The sequence below is a fragment of the Leptospira bourretii genome, from assembly GCF_004770145.1.
GTDB lineage: Bacteria > Spirochaetota > Leptospiria > Leptospirales > Leptospiraceae > Leptospira_A > Leptospira_A bourretii.
The window spans coordinates 198,181-214,716 of record NZ_RQFW01000012.1; the positions used below are offsets into that span (position 1 = coordinate 198,181).

The window sequence follows — 16,536 nt, forward strand, 5'->3', positions numbered from 1 at the left end:
AAAAGTCCAGCATGAATCTGAAAATTTGAATTTAAAAATTGAACCTAATGGGAACCGGTTCGGATCAAATCCAAAAACTCACTGCGAGTGGTGGGATCTGTTTTGAATAGGCCAAGTAGGCTAGAAGTAAAGAGTTCTGAGTTTTGTTTTTCCACTCCACGCATCATCATACATAAATGTTTGGCTTTGATGACAACACCCACACCAAGCGGATCTAAGGTTTCTTGGATGGCTTGTGCAATTTGGTCTGTCAGACGTTCCTGTACTTGGAGACGACGGGCAAACACATCAACAATCCTTGGAATTTTACTGATTCCTATGATTTTTTTATTCGGAATGTAAGCTACATGAGCTCTTCCATAAAACGGAAGTAAGTGGTGTTCGCATAAAGAATACATCTCGATATCTCGCACTAAAACCATACCAGTAGTGCTCTCTTCGAAGATCGCTCCGTTCACAAGTTGGTTCAAATCAGCCTTATACCCACTGGTCAAAAAGTCATAGGCTTTTTTCACACGGTTGGGCGTTTTTACAAGACCCTCTCTTGAAGGATCTTCACCAATTTGTTTTAGGATTTCTTCGATTAAGTTTTCCATTCGATTCCTTTTGACAGATATGTTCCTGGTATCGTGATCCTACATCCCAAATTATGAATGCAGAATAATTACTACTAATTTGACTAGACTTGACTTCTTGGGAAAAGATACATTTCCTTTTTTTAAATTAATTCTAAAGGACATAATCAATAACGAATGCGGCTGAAAATTGGATACGATGCAAGGATGATCGAAAATTCTGGGATTGGGATTCGGATCCAACATATTTTGAAGTTTTGGCCCATTTCCCATCAGCTTGCCGATTTGTTTATCTTTGGTGATCCTAGAATTCTAAAAAAATACAATCTTCCTAAGCACGCAAGTATCATTGAATACAAAACAAGTATCTATTCTCCAAAAGAATTTTTAGGTCATCCCAAAATGGCCGAAATGGATTTTTTAGACATCCCTCATTTTAACATTCCCTTTCCGTACATTCATAAGTGCATTGTTACCATTCACGATCTCATTCCATATCATTTCAAAGCGGCTCATAGTTCTCTCGTCAAACGTGTGTATATGCAAATTGTCTTTCGTTGGATCAAATGGTTTGCTCGCAAAATCATTGCCGTTTCGGAATACACGAAAGAGGATTTAGTAAAAAGTTTTGGATATTCGGAAGAAAAAACTTCTGTAGTCTACAATGGAATTGATTTGAAAAATTTTTCCAAACAACCATCTACAAAACTTTCACAATTTCTTAAAAAAAACAAACTTCCAAAATCATATTTGTTTACGGTTGGAATTGGAAAAACTCATAAAAATTTTCCATTTTTATTATCCAATTTAGAAACACTTTGGGAAAAAAAGAAACTTTCCTTTCCATTGGTGGTAGGTGGTCTTAAGGAAGAAATCCCAGAAGAATTTTTAGAAATCCAAAAAAGATATCCCAACCAAATTTATTTTTTATCTCATCTGCCATATGCAGAACTCCCACTTGCTTACCAAGGTGCAAAAGTATTTCTTTATCCTTCATTGTTTGAAGGGTTCGGATTCCCCGTTTTGGAAGCCCAAAGTGTAGGCACTCCTGTTTTTTCTTCCAACGCCAGCGTTTTACCAGAAGTTTTAGGCAATGGTTACGAATCCTTTGATCCAAAAGATTCCCATTCCTTCCAATCCAAACTACTCGCATTACTGAAAGATTCAAAACGATTGAATGCACTCAAAAGTTTAGGGGAAAAAAATGCGGCTAGGTTCCAGTGGAAGTCTGCCATCCAAAACTTGGAACGGGTGTACGAACCAATCCTCAAAGGAAAAAAAGATTAAACCCTAATTCACATTTTCCGAATTTCCGCAAAATTTGCTAAAATCATTCAAAAAAAATTCTTGTCGTACCATTTGCTAGCTTAGAGACTGATTCTCAGAACCATGATCAAGTGTCACTGTGCAGAAGTTTTCTTTGAATCTATCTTAAATGTTGTCAAAGATACGAATCGCCCTATACTAGAAGTCGCCCGCGAGATGGGAGCGGCTGATACTTGTACGGCTTGTGTTCCGGATATGTTAGCCTTCATCGAGCAGGAATTGGAAGGTCAACTTGCAGGAAATACAAGTCATTGATTCCGACTTAATCGGAACTCTCGTTAAAAAAGCCCAAAACGCAGAAAGAAAACGTACCAATTTTAACTTCCACGAACAAAAGGAAGTGTACCAAAGATTCTTAAACGTTCTTTCAAAAGATACCTACATTCCACCTCACAGACATTTGTCGGATCCAAAACCCGAAACCTTCATCATCCTCGAAGGGGAAATTGGTTTTTTGATTTTTGATGAAAACGGCGAAGTAAAAGAAGCTCATAAACTTTCGGCCAATGGTCCGAAACGTGGGATTGATTTACAACCAGGTGTTTGGCATAGTTTGGTTTGTTTGTCTGAAACAGCAGTTTGTTTTGAAGGAAAGTCTGGTCCTTATGATCCCACAGTTGATAAAGAATTTCATCCAAAGTATCCACTAGAAGGTGATCCAAAGTTTAAAGAAACCATCCGATCATTTGAATCTTTATTTGTATGAAGTGGATTTTTGTTCAGATTCAGTTGCACCTACTTTTGATCATGGTTTCTTTTTCTTTTTTTTGTAAATCCCTGCCATCCATTGTTCCGGTCAAAGAACACAAACTACAATCAATCTCATCTGATGGAATCTTACGTTCCTTTCGGTATTACATCCCCAAACAAATAAATGAAAACAAATTGCCGGTGGTATTTCTATTACATGGTGGCGGTGGAACTGGGGAAGGGATGATTTATCTCACTCGCATGTCTGAAAAAGCAGAGGAATATGGATTCATTGCAGTGTATCCAGATGGTTATGCAAACCGATGGAATGATGGAAGAAAAATTCCACATTCTTTAACGGACAAAAGAAACACAAAGGACGTTATTTTTTTCCGTGATATGATTCGTCATTTGGATGCTGAACATTCCATTGATTACAATCGAATCCATGCGGTAGGAATTTCCAATGGTGGATTTATGACGCAACGTTTGTTATGTGAAGCTCCTGACTTGTTTAGTTCAGGTTATTCTGTGGCAGCAGTGACATCCAGAGGATTAAAGGAAATTTGTGAACATCCCCCGCAAAAATCATTGGGTTTCATTATGGGAATGTCTGATGATGTAGTTCCCTACCAAGGAGGAACCGTTTCCATTCCTGCTGATCCCAATCACCAATCGCAAAGAATTGCTGCAGGAGATGTTCTTTCCTATTTAGAATCATTAGAATATTGGACATCGAGTTTCTCCTGCAAAGAGGAAACAAAATCCAAAAAAAGACATATGAACAAATTTTGGAAGAGGGACATCCAATACACTAAATTCACGGATTGTTCGTCTGACCAAATTGTAGAAGGGTATTTGATCCCTGGTGGCGGTCATATTTGGCCTAACGGTTTTTATTACCAAAATGAAAAACAATACGGATACTTAAGTAAGGACTTGGATACAAGAGAGATTGTGTTACAATTCTTTCGGACTACGTATAAAAAAGAGAAGTTGGTAAATAACAATGCACCATTCGGAAATTAGAAATTCATCCACTGTATTTACCACTTTAGAAACAGGAAAAGGAGAACCTGTTCTTTTCCTTCATGGATTTCCTGATAACCATAAAACATTTGCACCGATTATGGAAGTGATTGGAAAAAAGGGTTTTCAATGCATTGCTCCTGTTATGCGAGGTTATGAACCGTCGACAATTTCTCATGCACATAAATTACATGTCGTCGATTTAGTTGATGATATTTTAGGATGGATGGAGGATAGACTTTGGGACCGAGTTCATCTCGTTGGTCACAACTGGGGTGCAGTCATTGCCTATGCGGCAGGGATGTATTATCCGAATCGTATCAAATCCATCACAAGTCTTGGAGTCCCTTTACTTCGAACCTACCAAGATTCCTTTCTTTGGGCACCCCAACAAACAATTCATTCCTGGTACGTTTTGTTATTCCAAATTCCTTTTTTAGCAGAACTTACGATTCGGACCAATGATTTTGCTTTAGTTGATTTTTTATGGAAAGATTGGTCACCAGGATATACTCCGAACCAAGACCATCTAGCAGAGATTAAAGCTAATTTCCAAAATCCAGGAATCTTATCTTCAGCACTTTCTTATTATAGAAACTTAAATGACCTTTTCACTGAATCCGGTCGGGAAAGTATTTTAGGAATTTTGGATTCAAAAATTACAGTACCCACACAAATTCTCTATGGACTAAACGATGGATGTTTTCATAAGAATCTATTTGAACACCTGCTCGACGAAACAGACTTTCCCTGTGGGTTTCGTAAAATTGGTTTCGATCACGCAGGACATTTCTTACATTGGGAAAAAAGAGATGAAGTGACAAAATTGATTTTAGAATGGTTACAAAAAAATAATTAAGAATCCATTCACTTTCTTTCGTCAAACGTTCTTTAAGGAGATTGGATATGTTTCAAAATATGGGTCTTTATGACAGAATCATTCGAGTGGTCGTTGGCTTGGTATTAGGTGGTCTTTATTTAGGTGGAGTCGTAGAAGGAACAACAGCAATCGTTTTGTTTGTTATCGGCCTTGTAATGATCGCAACTTCTGCTATCGGATTTTGCCCAGCTTACCTTCCTTTCAAAATCACAACAAAAGAAAAATAACAGAAATTGGATTCATCCAACTCACAAATTTAGGTTTGTGAGTTGTTGGTTATTTTTTTAAACTCACGAGAACTTCATAATGTTGAGTTCTTGGAAAAAAATCAAACAACCCCACATAGTGCAATCGATAACCTATCTTTTCTAGTCTTGTAATATCTCTTTTCAGTGTGCTTGGATTACAGCTAGAATATACAATTTGTTTTGGTAAAAACAAAGAAGCGGATTCCACAATTCCTTCGGAAAGTCCGGCCCTTGGTGGATTCACAATCCATATCGGAAACTTTGCAGCATGTTTTGGTAGATGTTTTTGATACAAATCACTGACTTCATATTCAAACTGCAATGCATTGTTTGTTTTCGCATTTTCCTTTGCATATCGAATGCTTTTTTCATGAGATTCCATCCCAAACAGAGAGACGATTTTTTCCCGTATCGATATTCCAATTGTACCACAACCGCAAAAAAGCTCTAAAATTTGAGCCGAATCTGGTAATAAGGATTTGATTTTTTCTAACCATGGTTCTAAAAGAAACCTGTTGATTTGAAAGAATCCACGTTCGGGCACTTTTAGTTTTGTATTAAAAAAAACAATTTCGGTTTGGTCTCTCTCATAATTAACAACGGATTTGGAAGAAAGTCTAAGTTGGATCGATTTTTGTTTCGATACTGACTTTTTAATCCCTTGGGGAATTTCAGCCCATAACAAACGTTTATCGATAGTTTTACACACAAATTGAGATTCATTGACTACTCGGTGGCTATTCTTTGCAAAATATCCAATTTCTTTTCCATCGGATTGCCATTGCACATTGTTTCGGTATTCGTTTTCTGGGCCGGTGACCAGTTCCACTTTCCCTTTCCATTCAGGAAACATAGCTTCGAGTAGTGATGTTTTGATTTGGATTTCATCTTGGTAGGAGATATGGCGGTAACTACAACCACCACATTCCAGAAAAACCGAACAATCTGATGTGATCCTCATTTCTGCCGGTTCAATCACTTCCGAAACAGTTCCAAACCATTCTTTGTTTCCGGTCTTATAAAGACTTATGTCTACCAATTCTCCCGGGATTCCACCCTCAACAAAGACAGCATGACCCTCGTGGTGCGCTAAACAGAAACCACCATTTACCCACTTTTCTAGTTTTATTCGCAACTTTTCCATTCTCTAGAACCATTCATTGAATATTCATTTGACACTGCACTCGCATTTAACATAACGGATAGGTACTCTTGGAGAAGTGGCTGAGTGGTCTAAAGCAGCGGTCTTGAAAACCGTCGTGGTAATCCCACCGTGGGTTCGAATCCTACCTTCTCCGAGTCGCTGGAGACGTGCCTGAGTGGCCGAAAGGAGCGGTTTGCTAAACCGTCGTACGAGCAATCGTACCCAGGGTTCGAATCCCTGCGTCTCCGTTGTTACCGCCATGAATACCGCCCAAATCAAAGAAAAAATCCAGACTCTCAAGGCCTACTTACTGACCGATGAAGCGGCAAAAATTTCGGCTGTTCTACCACTTTATTTTTCTTGGGTTCCCGTATTTACTTGGAAACGAAATGTTCCGGAATTTGTGACTGTTTGTTTGTATTCTGCAGTTAATACTTGTTTGTTCTTACTGGTCCTTCTCTTTGCACAAGTTGTTTCCGTTTTGCCTTTCGTTGGTCTATATTTGGCTGCAACCATTCACTTACTTTCTGTACTACTTTATCTAGGAATTTCTGGATTTTTGATTTACTCCATCCGCTTAAAAAAAAGCATAGAGATACCCGTTCTTTTGGACTGGGTAAAAATGCTTCAAGCATTCATTGCGCCCATAGCTCAACTGGATAGAGTATCTGACTACGGATCAGAAGGTTAGAGGTTCAAATCCTCTTGGGCGCGCGTGGAAGCATTCGAATCGTTTCTTGGCCGCTATACAGAAGCCATTTCTAACCACCCAGAAGAAATTCCCTCTTATTCAGAAATCATCACACGAGATGGAAAAGTAATTTCCTCTGCCTTTAATTCCGTCGAACAAACATTAAATCCTACAAAACACAGCGAAATTTTAGCAATCGAAGAGGCTCTTTCGAAAACGGAAGGTCGATATCTTAACGATCATATTTTGATTACGGCTCTCGAACCTTGTTTACTTTGTGCTGGTGCCATTTTGAGGGTAAAAATTCCAGAAGTGGTTTATTTTGTTCCGGCAAAACCAGGGGAAGGAATTTCTTCTTACACAACCGAATCTATTTATTTATTGAATCATTTTCCGAAGTGCACCCTCATCCCAAGATCCCACATAAAATTTGAATTTCTGAGTTTTTTCAAAGAGAAAAGGTAGAATTCTTTTGAGCGTTTCATTTTATGGAAGCCAGTAGAAACCATTGGAGAGATGTCAGAGTGGTCTATTGTGCATGCTTGGAAAGCATGTGTGCCAAAAGCACCCCGGGTTCGAATCCCGGTCTCTCCGCCAGGTTCTACACCAATTTCCTTCCATCTTAAGTTCGATTTCCACTCTGAATGGAACTAATGGAAAATCTCTCCCGGTTCTTACGTTAGCCTTTTCAAATCTGTTCCCCCAATTTCAGAAGAAAATATCCATAGCCTTCGTAAATATTTCATTGCCTCCAACATACGAACTTCCAAGATCAAAGTGATTCACCAATTTTTATCTCCTATCTTTTGAAATACGGACTTCCATGAGCGAAAACCACCAAGTACTCTTTCGAAAATACAGACCCCAATTCTTTCGCGATGTAATTTACCAAGACCTTGCTGTCGGTTCCTTACAAAACGCATTCAAATCAAAGAAGATTGGTCATGCCTATATTTTCATTGGCCCTCGTGGTGTTGGTAAAACAACCATCGCAAGAATTTTGGCCAAACGTCTCAACTGCGAACGCCCAGATGGAGTTGAGCCTTGTAACGAATGTACTTCTTGTTTAGAAATCACAAAAGGAAATTCGAATGACGTATTTGAAATTGATGCCGCATCCAATAGTGGGGTGGATAATATCCGAGAATTACGCGAGAATGTGAAATTCAATGCGATGGGTGGGAAGTATCGCGTTTATATTTTGGATGAGGTGCATATGCTGAGCGGAGCTGCTTTTAATGCTCTTCTCAAAACTTTAGAAGAACCGCCAGCCCATGTTGTTTTTATTTTAGCAACTACCGAATATCATAAAATTCCAGAAACCATTCTTTCTCGGTGCCAAGACTTTCATTTTAGAAAAGTACCTGTTACTGTTTTACAAAACTACATCGAAACTCTCTGCGAAAAAGAAAACTTAAAGTATGATTCGGAAGGTTTGTTCTGGATTGCTAAAAAAGGGGACGGTTCTGTTAGGGATACACTTTCCTTTATGGAACAAGCTGTCATTTTTACAGATGGCAATCTAACGGGTGTCAAACTAAGAAAAATGATTGGGTATCATGGAATTGATACCTTTACTGATTTTTTAAACCAATTATTAGATTCTTCCCAAAGTGCTCAAATTTTTGAAACACTGGAAAATCTTTTCCAAGCAGGCATTGATCTAGGAAAGTTTGTTTGGGACTTTATTGAATTTTTAAATTCTCTATTACTGATTAAAGACAATTTAGCAGATCGAGAATCCATCAATATCCCTCAGGAAGACCTACAAAAATTAAAACAAAACTATAGAGAATTGGATCGTGAAGTTTTGGTATTACTCGCTGAAAGAATTTTTGCCGTTCATGAAAAATTGAATCTGATGAAACTAAGAAGTTCTTACGAGATGAAAGTTTATTTGGAAATTCAATTTCGAAAATTGATTTTGGACAGAGAAAAACCAAGTGTATCGGGACTTTTAGCAAAAATATCGGAGCTCACTAAACTTGTCCAAGGTGATATTTCTCATATCCCTGACAATTTAGAGTCTGCAAAAAAAATGGTTACCCCCACTTCTTCCGTTGCGCAAAAACAAAATACGGCATCAAACATACAACCGGAACCAACAAAAACCGTTTCCGAAAAAACAATAGAGAGGGAACCAGAAACAAAGCAGGATTCGCAACCAAAACCGAATTTGGATCCAGAAATCAAACTAACTTCGGAACCTAAGTCCACTGCGCCAATACAAGAAGAGGCAGTGAAAACAAAACCAGCAGCCACAACGCCATCCAACCCAGAGGATATGGAAAAACTTTTGAAAGAAAAGTTCTCTGGGATGGAAGTTGATCCCAACCAATTTAAGAATTTATAAGTCCAAAGGTACGTATGGGAATTTTTGACCAAATGAAACAAATGCGAGAAGCTTTCTCGCAACTCGGTAATATCAAAGAAAAACAAGAAGAACTTTCAAAACGTCTCGCACAGATTCGAGTCACTGCCTCTGCAGGTGCCGGTATGGTAGAAGTAACAGCTTCTGCGGACGGTATACTCACTAACCTCAATATCAATCCCATCATGTTTAATGCTGATGATAAAAAAATGTTAGAAGATTTAATCCTCTCTGCCACGAACGAAGTGCAAAGAAAAGCAAAAGAAACTATGGCCCATGAGATGAAAAATGTTCTCGGTTTCAATCCTAGTGACTTTGAAGGTGTTTTCAACCAAATGCAAAAAGATGGAGGGTTTCCTCCTGTCTGATCCACAATTCCAAAAACTAATCCAATCCTTCTCTAGCCTTCCTGGAATAGGAAAAAAAAGTGCTACAAGAATCGGATTTCATATTTTACGAATGGATCCTTCAACTTTTCGTGCGTGGTTGTCTAATATTGAAGAGGCAAAAGCCAAACTACGATTTTGCGATGAATGCGGAGGACTTACAGAAGATCCAGTTTGTTCTATATGTTTGTCCGATAGAAGAGAAAACGGAATACTCTGCGTTGTCGAACAACCAGAAGATATTTTCTTTATTGAAAACACAAAAGAATACGTAGGTAAATACCATGTACTCAATGGTGCCATTTCTCCTTTAGATGGAATTGGACCTGACCAATTGCGGATTCGCCAGTTAATACAAAGATTAGAAGATGGCGAAGTGAAAGAGGTTTTGATCGCAACCAACCCAACACTCGAAGGTGACGCAACAGCTTCTTATCTATCGACTGTGATCAAACCAATGGACATTAAAATCACTAGGATTGCACATGGGATCACTATTGGTGGCACTTTGGAATATTCTGATCAATACACTTTGGGAAAAGCAATTAAATCAAGGTTAACACTTTAATTCTGATTCAAATCTTTACAAACATAAGATCAGCTAGTTTTTTAAGCTTCTGCCAGTTCTTTAATTTTTACTTTCGCTGTGTTTAACCATTCAACAGTACTATCATAGTAATCCTGCGAATTCGGAAGAGGGGAAAAATCGCCTATTTCAAATTTAAGGACAGTATCCTCATTCGTTGATAAAAAATATTTATAACTGACATCATATTCTGAAGGATCTAAATTAGCTTTTGGTAAATATAAGTTCAGTTTTAAAGTTTTCAGTTCATCAAATTCAGTCACTACCATCTTGGCGTACCCTTCCCATTCGATAACAGTATTCAATGTTAACGATCCGCCAGAATAATTTTCTGGAATATTGTCCCATTCTTTAATGAATTTTGGATTAGTCAGTATTTCCCAAACTTTATCTTTAGATGCATTAACAAAAATTTGATCTACTACTTTTAACATATCATCCCCCATTAATGAAAAATAGTATTAAAATTTTTAATTTTTACTATGCCAAACTAAAATCGATGTTCGAACACAATAAAAGCTTCTCGAAGCACTCGTCCATATTTGGAATCTAACAATACAAAAAGAGCATCGCCAGCTACAAAATAACCAGATCTAAAAATGATTTGGAAATCAGACGTTACGTTATACCGAATGTTAAAATTATATTCCATCCCCATATAAGTGGATGTTCTGTATCCATTGAGTTCGCTAAACTCTCGATTGATCCGAATCTCCGGTGATTTTGTCGCCCAAAGTTGATAGTAACCTAAAGTAAATTGGTAAGGACCGAAGGCGATGATATTAGAATAAAATCCATATTCATTCAAACCAGAAAAACTGGAACCATTGAACAATGCGTAACCACCGGTAAAGTCGGTTGCTATATTTGAAATAGAAAACCCTGGTGCTAAAGTACGATATCCATTGCCTTTTAGATTGGCCTCGTGGCCTTTTTCGTCATAACCTGGTCTACCAGTAGTGCCAAGAGCAATTAAGTTAAAGTTAAGCGATTCACTCCAGCGGTACGTAAATTGAAAATCGTACATACCACCTTTTATAAAATTCCTTTGTGTTGTATTGTATATTGTAACATCACTTGTATCTGTTACTGCTCGTAATTTTTTTACGGTTCCTGTATTCAAGATTCCATGAACGATAAAGGAAAACTTTTGAAAATTAAATTCGTTATGCATTCCATACCATGCAAGTCTTGCTGTTTCATTATCAGACTTATCGTTATCATCTAAGAAGTAGGCATAAACTTCATTACGGATATTTCGAAAGTATTCAAATTTTAATCGATTGTAATAGATATTCGAACTTTGGTAGTTTTTGTCCGCAAATCCATTTTTATCAACGTCCATAAAGCTTTGGTCGCGTGCTCGCAAAATTCCACCTTCCAAAGACAAACGTAAGAATTGGAAATTTTTAAGAATACTCACTCCTGTGCCGGTAGAAAATAAAACCCGTCCTTGTGCAGAACTAAAAAGTTGTTGGCCTACTTTGATAAAAAGTCCCGATTCAGGAATTCGAAAATTTAAATATAGAAAGTTTGTTTGGACATTTACCGCAGCAGTTCGACCTCTTTCTCCACCTGACCCTGGTCCTACCAAACCTGGGTCAAAGCCATCTGGACCAGTAGCTCTTAAGCCTTTCCCTCCAAATGGAATATCACCAACTTGCATCCCCCAAACTCCCTCTACATATTTGTTAGCAGAGAAACTCATATTGTATAAAAAACGAGAATCGTAATAACTAACGTCTTCTTTTCTAGGTGTGATTTGAGTTGGTAAACCTTGTTGTCTCCTTTCTAAATCTGATTGAATGGTTTGTTGTTCTGATTGGAGACGTTCTGTATTTTCCTTTTCTAAATTAGTGATTGGAGTCACTGGTGTTTTTCTTTCTAATAAAACATCTCTTCCAACGTTTGTTGCACGAACACGAAAAGATCCATTGAAATTCATAAAAGTTCTTTGTGATTCTTCCTCTTGTGCAATCAAAACACTGCAAGGAATCAAAAGAAAAATAGAATAAGATAAAAATAAATTTCGCAATGACATTCGTTGTTATTCTTTTTTAACCCATTGATTGGATTTAAAATATTTGTTTATCAATCCTTGAATTTTGCCGGTTCGCTTTAGTTCTTTGATAAAAAAATTTAAGTTATAAAGAAATTCTACATCTCGTCTGGCTGTAGCCATACTGATATGATCCTCTTGCACAACTCCGAGAATAGGCAAATAGTTTGCGCGAAGTGAAGAGTCTTTTTGTAATAGTGCTTGGATATAAAAGGAATCTGCCACGAAAGCGTTCACATTATTTTTTTTTAACTCATTTAGTGCGGCTTCATTTGTGAAATAAGAAAAGATTTGTGCTTTAGGAAAAGCATCTCGTAAAAATTGATGATTGGAACTATTCGCAAGTACAGAATAGGAAATTCCTGTAATATTTGTTAGGTCATTCAAATTACGAAATAATTGGACCGTGACGATTTGACCTACTGGCTCCGGTGGAAGTGCCGTTCGATTCACCAAAGCGGCCGGTGTCGAAATCAAATAGGGATCTGTAAAATAAACATCTCTAAAACGATTGATGGAAGAGGATATTCCAGCCATCGCAATTTGTGTATCACCTTTCTCTAACATTCTCGCATGTTGATCAAAAGTTCTAAGGGGAATAATTTTTAAATCTACATCTAAAAATTTTGCATACTCTTGGGCAAGTTCTACATCTAATCCGGGAAAATTCGGATTGGGATTTTCGATATAAAATGGATCATAAAATTCATTAACTGAAACCGTCAGAGTTTTGGTTTTTTTAATTTTTTCCAAAACCTGACTCGGCTCGCCTGAAATAGAAGCGGTGAAAAAAAATGCCCAAAGGGATACAAGCCCAATGTATTGGATCCTTAGAAGAGGTGACATCCCCATTACCTTTTCTTCGGAAATGGAAACGGCAAGGAAAAATTAAGGATCGATTAGGACAAATTCGGTTCGACGATTTTTTTTAGAGGAGGCCTCATCCGTGCCTTGGACCATTGGCTGGGTTGGGCCTTTTCCTTCTGTTAAAATTCGTTTTGGATCTACCCCTTTAGAGACTAAATATTGTTTAACGGAATCTGCCCTTTCTTTTGAAAGTGTCATATTATCTTCAAAAGTTCCTGTTAGATCTGTATGACCAATAACCTTCATTTTTTTATCTGAATTTTCATGGAGATAGTCAACAATTGCATCCAAAGGCACAGAAGATTCAGGTTTCAAAATAGAAGAGGCTCTTTCAAAGTAAACCGAATCCAAAGAGATTTTTTTCGTTTCTTCCAATTTCTTTTGTACTATCTTCTCTTGCTTCGGAACTGATGCAGTAAAAAGATCAAACGACCTTCCTTCCACTCGACGACAAAACAAAAATGTTTTTTTTACCTGTTGGAATACAATGTAAGCTTCATCTTCACTTGAGTTGATAGGAGCACCTAAATTCTCGACATCCTTAAACGAGTCGCCATCTATCTTTGCCATGTACAAATCAAAACCTCCATAACCACCTGGACGATTTGATGAAAAGAAAAGAATACTGCCATCGTCATTAAAGGCAGCAGCAATTGTCGCATAATTATCATTAATAGTTGATGGTAGCAGTTTTGGTGTAGTCCATTTCTCTCCTTTATATTGGCTAAAATATACTTTTGCCAAGTTTGGTTTTCCAAATGGATATCTTGTAAAAAGTAAAGTGTCTCCAAGTAAATGAGGATTCTCTTCTATTTCTTCTGTGTTGATAGGAGCGGGCAATGCCACAGGGCTACTCCAACTTTTTCCATCCCAATTGGAAACATACAAATCTCTTGAAATGCCTACCTTTCCATCAGGTAACGTCACTTCTATGGATCCGTCTCGGTTAGATGATAAAAGTAATGTTTTTCCATCTCGAGAGATAAATGGACTTTGGTCATCAAAAGGGGAATTCAAAACATCCACTTCCTCTGGAAAATCCCAAGTCCCATCTTTTTTTCGTTCCGATTTAAAAATCTCCGTATAACCACGATTAGAACGTTTGGAATAGAAATACAAAGTTTTGGCATCAGGTGTCATCGTTGGTCCGAATTCCTGAAATTCGGTATTGATCGGACCTTGGATGGGAGCTACAACGAGGTTTGGTTCACTAGGTTGCACCTGAGCTACAATCGGTAGGGCGAAAAAAAAACAAAAAGATAGAATGGTGAAAAATTTGGAAAAACTAAAATTCAATGGAGTTTGAGAATTCCAAGTCATTCCTTGGAATAAAATTTCGGAAATAGACGAATCACGCATATTACCCGGATAGTTGCTGATACGGGGAAAAAAGTGAGGATGGAGATATCCGATATTCGCATAACTGCCATTTATCGTGTTTTCTCCGTGGGCCGTATATTCCTCCAAACTCTGCGAGTATCTGTATTGCGTATAAACACCCCGCCTTACAAATACTGATTGACGTAAGTTTGATTTTTTATTCTCGAATGGTTGGGATAAAAGCGAATAGGGCATTTGACACCTCGGTCATCTGCCCTAAATTACTAACGAATGTAAGGTTTCAATACATCCGGAATTTGGAAGGTTCCATCCGCCGATTGGTAGTTTTCGATCACTGCAGCGAGTGTTCGACCGATCGCAAGACCGGAACCGTTCAGAGTATGGACGAGCAGGTTTTTTCCTTCCTTTGACTTGTATCGAATTTTTCCCCGTCTTGCTTGATAGTCTTTGAAGTTAGAAACAGAGGAAATCTCCATAAAACGGCCAAGTCCGGGCATCCAAACTTCAATATCGTAGGTTTTGGAAGAAGCGCTAGACATATCCTTACTGCAAAGTAACATCACACGGTAGGGAAGTTTCAACTTTTGCAGAATGGATTCGGCATCTTGGAGCATCTTTTCATGAGCTGCTTGGGAAGTTTCCGGTTCTACAAACTTCACAAGTTCCACTTTTTGAAATTGGTGAACTCGCACAAGACCGCGTGTATCTCGCCCGTAAGAACCCGCCTCTCTACGAAAACAGGAAGTATGTGCACAAACCGAAATGGGTAATTCTTTTTCTGAAATGATTTCATCCCGGTAATAGTTGGTCAGAGGAACTTCCGCTGTTGGAATCAAATTAAGTCCGTCTTTTTCGAGTCTGTAGAAATCCTCAGCAAATTTAGGAAGTTGGCCTGTGGCCGTCATGGACTCATCATTCACAAGAACCGGAACCCACATCTCTTCATACCCATTTTCAGAAGTATGGGTATCGAGCATTAGATTCATGAGTGCTCTTTCTAGTTTGGCACCAAGTCCACGGTATGTATAAAACCGAGCACCGGAAAGTTTGACTCCACGTTCAAAGTCAAAAATTCCCAAAACCTCACCAATATCAAAATGAGTTTTTGCTTCAAAGGAAAGTTTCGGAACATCTCCCCACTGCCGGACAAGTACATTATCTGCTTCTGATTTTCCTTCCGGGACAGATGGATCGAGTAAGTTAGGAAGGCCTAAATTCAAGTCATGCAAAGATTCTTCCTGTTTTGTCAGTTCTTCTTCAATTGCTTTGATTTGATCTCCAACTCCTTTCATCGAAGCTGAAATTTCAGTGATATCTTTCCCTTGTGACTTTTGAATTCCAATTTCTTTAGAAACTCGATTTCTCTCAGCGCGAAGGTCTTCTACTTCGAGTTTTAACTTTCTTTGTTTTTCAGAGATAGATTTAATTTTTGCTTCAATGTCTGTAGAGATAACACCTCTTTTTTGTAAGGTGGAAAGTAACTCTTCTGGGTTTTGAACAATACGGTTGATATCAAGCATGGTGATAAGCCTTTCTTTGTGTGAATTTTAGTGAATTTTGATAAATGCGATCTGCTACTTCAGCATTGGATTCTGTTCGTAAAGAAAACATTTTCTCAAGAACAAATGGTAAATGAGAAGAATCATTTCGTTTGCCTCTGTGCGGCATCGGTGATAAAAATGGAGCATCTGTTTCGATGAGAATGGTCTCCAAGGGAATCTTTCGTGCTGCTTCTTGGATATCGGTCGCTGACTTAAACGTAACGATTCCTGAAAAAGAAACATAGTAACCTAAATCAACAAACTGTTTGGCTGCTTCATAATCATAAGTAAAACAATGAATCACACCAAAGGCTTTTGATTTATATTCTTTCAATGCTTCATAAGTATCTTCAAAGGCATCACGAGAATGAATCACCACTGGTAAATTGTATTCAGAAGAAAATTCTAAAAACTTTCGTAACACTTCATTCTGCGCAAGTCGTGTGCTCGCATCATGATAGAGATCGACACCAATCTCACCGATTGCTGAAAATTTTGGATCTTCCATTCGGGATTTTGCTAAATCTAAAATTTGATCTGCATTAGGGAATTCATGAGTTTCCGTAGGATGACAACCAATCGAGTAAAAAATCTCTAAATCATCTTTCGAATGAGTTTCTGAAATACGAACAGCTTCGACTGAACTTGGCAGATCAATCCCAATTTGGACCATCCGGTCTACACCAGCTGTTCGGGATTTCGCCAGAGTTTCTTCAATCTCTTGGCCTTGCTCTCGAATTATGTCTAAGTGGCAATGAGTATCAATGGTTGAATATCCCATAAATAGCAAGATTTGTAATTT

Annotated in this window: 19 protein-coding genes and 4 tRNA genes; 14 read left to right on the forward strand and 9 right to left on the reverse strand. The window is 38.0% G+C overall.

What is annotated here, in order from left to right; translation table 11 throughout:
• Window positions 1-44 precede the first annotated feature (44 nt).
• The gene (gene folE / locus EHQ47_RS08315) at window positions 45-617 is read right to left on the reverse strand and encodes a GTP cyclohydrolase I FolE (RefSeq protein WP_279638204.1); all 573 of its coding nucleotides are present in this window, start codon (window positions 615-617) and stop codon (window positions 45-47) included.
• A 165-nt stretch (window positions 618-782) separates the two neighbouring features.
• On the opposite strand from folE, the gene EHQ47_RS08320 reads away from it, so the two are divergent.
• From EHQ47_RS08320 to EHQ47_RS08345, 6 genes are all read left to right on the forward strand, one after another.
• Window positions 783-1,862, forward strand: a complete 1,080-nt coding sequence (locus EHQ47_RS08320) for a glycosyltransferase family 4 protein (RefSeq protein ID WP_135777075.1) — start codon at window positions 783-785, stop codon at window positions 1,860-1,862.
• Between the two features lie 102 nt (window positions 1,863-1,964).
• On the forward strand, window positions 1,965-2,156 hold the full coding sequence (locus EHQ47_RS08325; RefSeq protein ID WP_100743687.1) for a (2Fe-2S)-binding protein: 192 nt from the start codon (window positions 1,965-1,967) through the stop codon (window positions 2,154-2,156).
• Window positions 2,134-2,607, forward strand: coding sequence for a WbuC family cupin fold metalloprotein (locus EHQ47_RS08330; RefSeq protein WP_135776954.1), 474 nt, complete (start codon window positions 2,134-2,136; stop codon window positions 2,605-2,607). Before EHQ47_RS08325 ends, EHQ47_RS08330 begins: the two co-directional genes overlap by 23 nt.
• Complete coding sequence (locus EHQ47_RS08335; protein ID WP_135776955.1) at window positions 2,604-3,620, forward strand: CE1 family esterase; 1,017 nt, start codon at window positions 2,604-2,606, stop codon at window positions 3,618-3,620. The genes EHQ47_RS08330 and EHQ47_RS08335 overlap by 4 nt, the downstream gene beginning before the upstream one ends.
• Window positions 3,601-4,479: an alpha/beta fold hydrolase gene (locus tag EHQ47_RS08340; RefSeq protein ID WP_135776956.1), complete on the forward strand. Its 879-nt coding sequence runs from the start codon at window positions 3,601-3,603 to the stop codon at window positions 4,477-4,479. The genes EHQ47_RS08335 and EHQ47_RS08340 overlap by 20 nt, the downstream gene beginning before the upstream one ends.
• A gap of 47 nt (window positions 4,480-4,526) precedes the next feature.
• Window positions 4,527-4,727: a YgaP family membrane protein gene (locus EHQ47_RS08345; protein ID WP_135587986.1), complete on the forward strand. Its 201-nt coding sequence runs from the start codon at window positions 4,527-4,529 to the stop codon at window positions 4,725-4,727.
• 49 nt (window positions 4,728-4,776) lie between these two features.
• Here EHQ47_RS08345 and EHQ47_RS08350 read toward each other — a convergent pair whose 3' ends face one another.
• A complete protein-coding gene (locus EHQ47_RS08350; RefSeq protein WP_135746952.1) occupies window positions 4,777-5,892 on the reverse strand; it encodes a class I SAM-dependent RNA methyltransferase in 1,116 nt (371 codons plus the stop codon).
• A 70-nt stretch (window positions 5,893-5,962) separates the two neighbouring features.
• Here EHQ47_RS08350 and EHQ47_RS08355 point away from each other — a divergent pair.
• Both EHQ47_RS08355 and EHQ47_RS08360 read left to right on the forward strand, forming a co-directional pair.
• Window positions 5,963-6,046, forward strand: a tRNA-Ser gene (locus EHQ47_RS08355).
• A gap of 7 nt (window positions 6,047-6,053) precedes the next feature.
• Window positions 6,054-6,140, forward strand: a tRNA-Ser gene (locus EHQ47_RS08360).
• Window positions 6,141-6,243: 103 nt separating this feature from the next.
• On the opposite strand, the gene EHQ47_RS19685 is transcribed toward EHQ47_RS08360, so the two are convergent.
• Window positions 6,244-6,408, reverse strand: a complete 165-nt coding sequence (locus EHQ47_RS19685; RefSeq protein ID WP_167483275.1) for a hypothetical protein — start codon at window positions 6,406-6,408, stop codon at window positions 6,244-6,246.
• Between the two features lie 124 nt (window positions 6,409-6,532).
• Between EHQ47_RS19685 and EHQ47_RS08365 the strand changes: the two genes are divergently transcribed.
• From EHQ47_RS08365 to recR, 6 genes are all read left to right on the forward strand, one after another.
• Window positions 6,533-6,606, forward strand: a tRNA-Arg gene (locus tag EHQ47_RS08365).
• 1 nt (window position 6,607) lies between these two features.
• Window positions 6,608-7,048, forward strand: coding sequence for a nucleoside deaminase (locus EHQ47_RS08370; protein ID WP_135776957.1), 441 nt, complete (start codon window positions 6,608-6,610; stop codon window positions 7,046-7,048).
• A 45-nt stretch (window positions 7,049-7,093) separates the two neighbouring features.
• A tRNA-Ser gene (locus EHQ47_RS08375) sits at window positions 7,094-7,180 on the forward strand.
• 226 nt (window positions 7,181-7,406) lie between these two features.
• Window positions 7,407-8,936, forward strand: coding sequence for a DNA polymerase III subunit gamma/tau (gene dnaX / locus EHQ47_RS08380; protein WP_135776958.1), 1,530 nt, complete (start codon window positions 7,407-7,409; stop codon window positions 8,934-8,936).
• A 20-nt stretch (window positions 8,937-8,956) separates the two neighbouring features.
• Window positions 8,957-9,322 carry a YbaB/EbfC family nucleoid-associated protein gene (locus tag EHQ47_RS08385; RefSeq protein WP_208727419.1) on the forward strand — a complete coding sequence of 122 codons (366 nt, stop codon included), beginning with the start codon at window positions 8,957-8,959 and terminating at the stop codon, window positions 9,320-9,322.
• On the forward strand, window positions 9,300-9,908 hold the full coding sequence (recR, locus tag EHQ47_RS08390) for a recombination mediator RecR (RefSeq protein WP_135747136.1): 609 nt from the start codon (window positions 9,300-9,302) through the stop codon (window positions 9,906-9,908). The genes EHQ47_RS08385 and recR overlap by 23 nt, the downstream gene beginning before the upstream one ends.
• 41 nt (window positions 9,909-9,949) lie before the next feature.
• On the opposite strand, the gene EHQ47_RS08395 is transcribed toward recR, so the two are convergent.
• The 6 genes from EHQ47_RS08395 to EHQ47_RS08420 are packed head-to-tail and all read right to left on the reverse strand — an operon-like array spanning window position 9,950 to window position 16,515.
• A complete protein-coding gene (locus EHQ47_RS08395; protein ID WP_135776959.1) occupies window positions 9,950-10,360 on the reverse strand; it encodes an SRPBCC family protein in 411 nt (136 codons plus the stop codon).
• Between the two features lie 56 nt (window positions 10,361-10,416).
• Complete coding sequence (locus EHQ47_RS08400; RefSeq protein ID WP_135776960.1) at window positions 10,417-11,967, reverse strand: alginate export family protein; 1,551 nt, start codon at window positions 11,965-11,967, stop codon at window positions 10,417-10,419.
• A gap of 6 nt (window positions 11,968-11,973) precedes the next feature.
• Window positions 11,974-12,831 carry a substrate-binding periplasmic protein gene (locus EHQ47_RS08405; protein ID WP_135776961.1) on the reverse strand — a complete coding sequence of 286 codons (858 nt, stop codon included), beginning with the start codon at window positions 12,829-12,831 and terminating at the stop codon, window positions 11,974-11,976.
• Window positions 12,832-12,873: 42 nt separating this feature from the next.
• Window positions 12,874-14,427 (reverse strand): OmpA family protein, encoded by a 1,554-nt coding sequence (locus EHQ47_RS08410; RefSeq protein ID WP_135776962.1) that lies wholly within the window; start codon window positions 14,425-14,427, stop codon window positions 12,874-12,876.
• 29 nt (window positions 14,428-14,456) lie between these two features.
• On the reverse strand, window positions 14,457-15,713 hold the full coding sequence (gene serS, locus EHQ47_RS08415; RefSeq protein ID WP_135748319.1) for a serine--tRNA ligase: 1,257 nt from the start codon (window positions 15,711-15,713) through the stop codon (window positions 14,457-14,459).
• On the reverse strand, window positions 15,706-16,515 hold the full coding sequence (locus tag EHQ47_RS08420; RefSeq protein ID WP_208727412.1) for a TatD family hydrolase: 810 nt from the start codon (window positions 16,513-16,515) through the stop codon (window positions 15,706-15,708). Before EHQ47_RS08420 ends, serS begins: the two co-directional genes overlap by 8 nt.
• Between the last annotated feature and the right edge of the window lie 21 nt (window positions 16,516-16,536).

Bases quoted from the DNA above. Each gene is read 5' to 3' on its own strand.
- serS (WP_135748319.1), bottom strand. From the start codon at position 15,713: ATGCTTGATATCAACCGTATTGTTCAAAACCCAGAAGAGTTACTTTCC.
- EHQ47_RS08350 (WP_135746952.1), bottom strand. From the start codon at position 5,892: ATGGAAAAGTTGCGAATAAAACTAGAAAAGTGGGTAAATGGTGGTTTC.
- recR (WP_135747136.1), top strand. From the start codon at position 9,300: ATGGAGGGTTTCCTCCTGTCTGATCCACAATTCCAAAAACTAATCCAA.
- EHQ47_RS08400 (WP_135776960.1), bottom strand. From the start codon at position 11,967: ATGTCATTGCGAAATTTATTTTTATCTTATTCTATTTTTCTTTTGATT.
- EHQ47_RS08340 (WP_135776956.1), top strand. From the start codon at position 3,601: ATGCACCATTCGGAAATTAGAAATTCATCCACTGTATTTACCACTTTA.
- EHQ47_RS08335 (WP_135776955.1), top strand. From the start codon at position 2,604: ATGAAGTGGATTTTTGTTCAGATTCAGTTGCACCTACTTTTGATCATG.
- EHQ47_RS19685 (WP_167483275.1), bottom strand. From the start codon at position 6,408: ATGGTTGCAGCCAAATATAGACCAACGAAAGGCAAAACGGAAACAACT.
- EHQ47_RS08325 (WP_100743687.1), top strand. From the start codon at position 1,965: ATGATCAAGTGTCACTGTGCAGAAGTTTTCTTTGAATCTATCTTAAAT.
- EHQ47_RS08395 (WP_135776959.1), bottom strand. From the start codon at position 10,360: ATGTTAAAAGTAGTAGATCAAATTTTTGTTAATGCATCTAAAGATAAA.
- EHQ47_RS08320 (WP_135777075.1), top strand. From the start codon at position 783: ATGATCGAAAATTCTGGGATTGGGATTCGGATCCAACATATTTTGAAG.
- dnaX (WP_135776958.1), top strand. From the start codon at position 7,407: ATGAGCGAAAACCACCAAGTACTCTTTCGAAAATACAGACCCCAATTC.
- EHQ47_RS08420 (WP_208727412.1), bottom strand. From the start codon at position 16,515: ATGGGATATTCAACCATTGATACTCATTGCCACTTAGACATAATTCGA.
- EHQ47_RS08405 (WP_135776961.1), bottom strand. From the start codon at position 12,831: ATGTCACCTCTTCTAAGGATCCAATACATTGGGCTTGTATCCCTTTGG.
- EHQ47_RS08410 (WP_135776962.1), bottom strand. From the start codon at position 14,427: ATGCCCTATTCGCTTTTATCCCAACCATTCGAGAATAAAAAATCAAAC.
- EHQ47_RS08345 (WP_135587986.1), top strand. From the start codon at position 4,527: ATGTTTCAAAATATGGGTCTTTATGACAGAATCATTCGAGTGGTCGTT.